The 3700-nt window shown below is 65.1% G+C and carries 2 protein-coding genes and 1 pseudogene; 2 read left to right on the top strand and 1 reads right to left on the bottom strand.

The genetic code is table 11. From position 1 onward, the window contains the following. Positions 1 to 434 (bottom strand): annotated as a pseudogene (locus ACY693_RS16610) (hypothetical protein); the annotation flags it as partial. Between ACY693_RS16610 and ACY693_RS16605 the strand changes: the two are divergent. Continuing rightward, complete coding sequence (locus ACY693_RS16605; RefSeq protein ID WP_462322922.1) at positions 433 to 1650, top strand: FAD:protein FMN transferase; 1218 nt, start codon at positions 433 to 435, stop codon at positions 1648 to 1650. The pseudogene ACY693_RS16610 and the gene ACY693_RS16605 overlap by 2 nt on opposite strands. A gap of 59 nt (positions 1651 to 1709) precedes the next feature. After that, a partial coding sequence (locus tag ACY693_RS16600; protein ID WP_462322921.1) for a PAN/Apple domain-containing protein occupies positions 1710 to 3700 on the top strand: 1991 nt, incomplete at its 3' end.

The raw sequence follows: 3700 nt of genomic DNA, 5'->3' as shown, positions 1-3700 counted from the left end.
TGGGCCTGATGCCAAGTGGCGCTGTCATCGGCGCGGAGCAGCTTCTCGACGAAGGGCGCCGTGACATAGAGCGAGATGGCGACGATCGCAACGCGCACCAAGAGACCGACGAGCCAGCGGGCCATCGGCCCTGCGGCGGCAAGACCCTGCTTGCCTCCGTGACCATTTAGGCTCGGTTTTTCGGACATGATCAGCGATGCGTCGATGATCCAGATCACCGCGAACATCAACGCAAACAAGAAGAGTGCGACCGGTGGGCCGAGCCAGGCCGAGGCCGCGGGTACCAGCGAGAGGCCAACAGCGCCCCAGACAAAGCCTTCGATGCTGGCCATCAGCAGGATGATCGCTCGCGCCGAGCCGATCCAAGCGGCTGCTGCCGGTGTCAGCAAGGAGTCTCCATAGGGCCGCAGCCGGAGATAATCGGTTAGGCGCATGGCAACAGCCAGATGGGTGGATGTTCAGCTCTTCGACTATCATACCGGCTTTCGCGCAATCGGCTCGATCGCTCCTCCCTGGCTGCGCATCCCTCAGGAAACCAGCGTAATCTGCATGATCATCAAGCCTGACCAAGGCAGCAGGCCAGTGAGCGCTTGCCTGCATTGTCGACGACCAGCACTGTTGGTCTTGCTCTGTCTGACCATGATCTTGGCATTGGTTGGCTGCGGGCGGGGCTCGGAGCAGCGCGTGCTCGTCTTGCGTGGTGCAACCATGGGGACGACCTATAGCGTGCAGATCGTTGAGCCGCCCGCGGGGCTGGACCGCGACGCACTGGCGATGCGCATCGAGACGCGACTCGCCGAGATCAATGCGCTGATGTCGACCTATCAGCCAAGCTCGGAGCTTTCGCGATTCAATGCCAGCAGCGGTACAGACTGGCGCCCGGTCTCCTCGGAGCTGGTGCAGGTGGTTGCGGCGGCACAAGCGCTGAGCGAGGCGAGCGCCGGTGCCTTTGATGTCACCGTCGGCCCCCTCGTGAACCTCTGGGGCTTCGGGCCGACGGTGACTGCTGATGCCTTGCCAAGCGTGCTTGAGATTGAGCAGGCGCGAGCCCGCGTCGGCTGGCAGCAGCTCGCCGTCCGTCATCAACCCCCGGGACTGCGCAAGGCGCAGCCGAATCTCTATGTCGACCTCTCGGCGATCGCTAAGGGCTACGCCGTGGATCAGATTGCTGAGCTGGTCGAATCGGTGGGCGTCGATCGCTATCTGGTCGAGATTGGCGGCGAGCTGCGCGGGCGTGGGCTCAATGGCCGCGGCGAGCCCTGGCAGATCGCGATCGAGCGGCCCGAGACCAGCAAGCGGGCGATGTTCCGGGTCATCGCGTTACAGGACCTCGGTATGGCCACCTCGGGCGACTATCGTAACTTCGTCGAGATCGATGGCCAGCGCTATTCCCATACCATCGATCCAGCTACTGGCCGCCCCGTCGGCCATCGGCTGGCTTCGGTGACGGTGCTGGCCGATGCGTGCATGCAGGCCGATGCCTGGGCCACGGCGCTCCTGGTGCTCGGGCCTGAGCGCGGCTTTGAGCTGGCCGAGCGACTCGGCCTAGCCGCGTTCTTCATCGAGCATGCCCAAGGCGTTGCTGATGATGAGCGCTTCGCCACACAGGCAACAGCAGCATTCGAGACGCTCAGCGCCCAGCCCCGCTGAGGCCGAGCAGCTTGGGCTACACTCTACGGCCATGGCTTGATCTCGGTGGAGAGAGGACGATGGGTCAGCGGCTCGGCAATGTCTCTGTGATGCCTACACTCGGCTTAGCGCTGTGGATTCTGGGTGTCTCCATGGTTGCAGGGCTATCGCCACTGGCCGCTGCCAACCCGGACGCCAGCCCGCTCGCCAGCCAGTCGTCCAGCCAGACCGGTCAGGACGCGACCCTCCAAGGCCAACGCCCCCCGCCTGAGTCTCCATCTCAACGAGCCCAACGCCAGTTGGTCGTCATCAAGGGCGCCGACTACTTCGGCCATGACTACGATACGCTGCAGGATGTGGGCCTCGACGACTGCGAGGCGGCCTGCCTGGCCGACGACCGTTGCCGCGCCTTCACCTTCAACAGCAATGCCGGTTGGTGCTTCCTGAAGTCGAGCTTCGGCGAGCTGCGCGCCTTCGATGGCGCCGTCTCGGGCTATATAGAGACCGGTCCACTCGAGACCGATGGTCAGCGCGCACAGCGACGCTCGGAGCTGGCCTTCTTGCCGAGCGGCTATCGCGACGAGGCAGATGGGCTGCGCCGTCGTATCGCCAATGCCGAGGACCAGAGCGGGGCGGGAGGTGGCCTCGACGAGATCCTCGGCCAGGCGCAGCAGGCCCTGAGCGATAACAACCCGCGAGCCGCAGCCGCTCGCTACCGCATCGCGGTGCGACTCGCACCGAATGATCCAGGGCTCTGGCGGCGACTCGCGGAGGCGACAATGGCCGTCCAGACCAGCGATTGGTCCGAGCGCCAGCAGCTGCAACAGGAGGCAACTGCGGCTGCCATCAATGCCTATCTCGATGCGACGGATGTGGCTGAGCGAGCGGGCGCATTGGCACTGATCGGACGCTCGCTCGAGGCGCGCTCGGCCTGGCGATCGGCGATCCGGGCGGAGCGGGCCTCGTTGGCGCTGATCGATGATCCGGCGCTGCGCGCGCGGCTCGATCAACTGGTTGCCGAGCATGGCTTCCGGATCATTGGCCACGATGTCTCATCTGATGCCCGCAATCCGCGCATCTGTATCCGCTTCTCCGATCCGCTGGCGCGCGATGGCGTGGAGCTCGCCGATTATCTCGAGCTCGACGAGGCCGGGCTGGCGATTGAGCCGGAGGCGGAGCGGATCTGCATCGACGGCGTTCAACATGGCCAGCGCTATCGAATCAGTGTACGAGCAGGACTCCCGGCCAATGATGGCGAGCGTTTAGCCAAGCCGGTCGTGCTCGAGGTCTATGTGCGCGACCGCTCGCCCAGCGTGCGCTTCCCCGGCCGAGCCTATGTGTTGCCGAGCGGTGGCGCCGCGGCGCTGCCGGTGGTCACGGTCAATACCGCGCGATTGGATGCGGCGCTCTATCGGATTGCTGATCGGGCGATCGGCGGTTTCTTGAGCGATGAGACCCTGCTGACGCAACTCAGCGAGTACCAGGTCGATGAGATTGCTGAGACCACCGGTCAGCAGCTGTGGAAGGGGGAGATCGAGACGCGCTCAGAGCTAAACCGGGAGATCACGACGTCGGTCCCGGTGGCTGAGCTTCTCGCTGAGCTGAGCAGTGACTCCAAGGCATCGGCCTCGGTCGGTCTCGGGCCCGGGACCTATATCCTGACCGCTCGGCCGGCCGATGCGCTCAGCGCCGATGAGCTCGCAACCCAATGGTTCGTCGTCTCTGATCTGGGGCTGACCGCGCTCTCGGCCGATGACGGCCTACATGCCTTCGTCCGCTCGCTCTCCAGTGCGGAGCCGCTGGCCGATGTGCGGCTGCAGCTGCTGGCGCTGAACCAACAGGTGCTCGGCGAGGCGAGCACCGACGCGCAGGGCTACGCCCGCTTTGAGCCCGGTCTGCTGCGAGGCGCGGGGGGTAATCGTCCAGCCTTGCTGGTCGCTGCAAGAGTCAATGCAGGTGCCGGTGCGGGTGCTAATTCGGGCGCAAATGGAGGTGCTAATGGAGGTGGGGGCGCAGGTGCAGGCATAACGGCCGGTGTCGATTACGGCTTCCTCGACCTCAAGGCGAGTCC

It is taken from the genome of Halochromatium sp., assembly GCF_054919635.1.
This window is presented reverse-complemented; position numbering and strand designations above follow the sequence as displayed.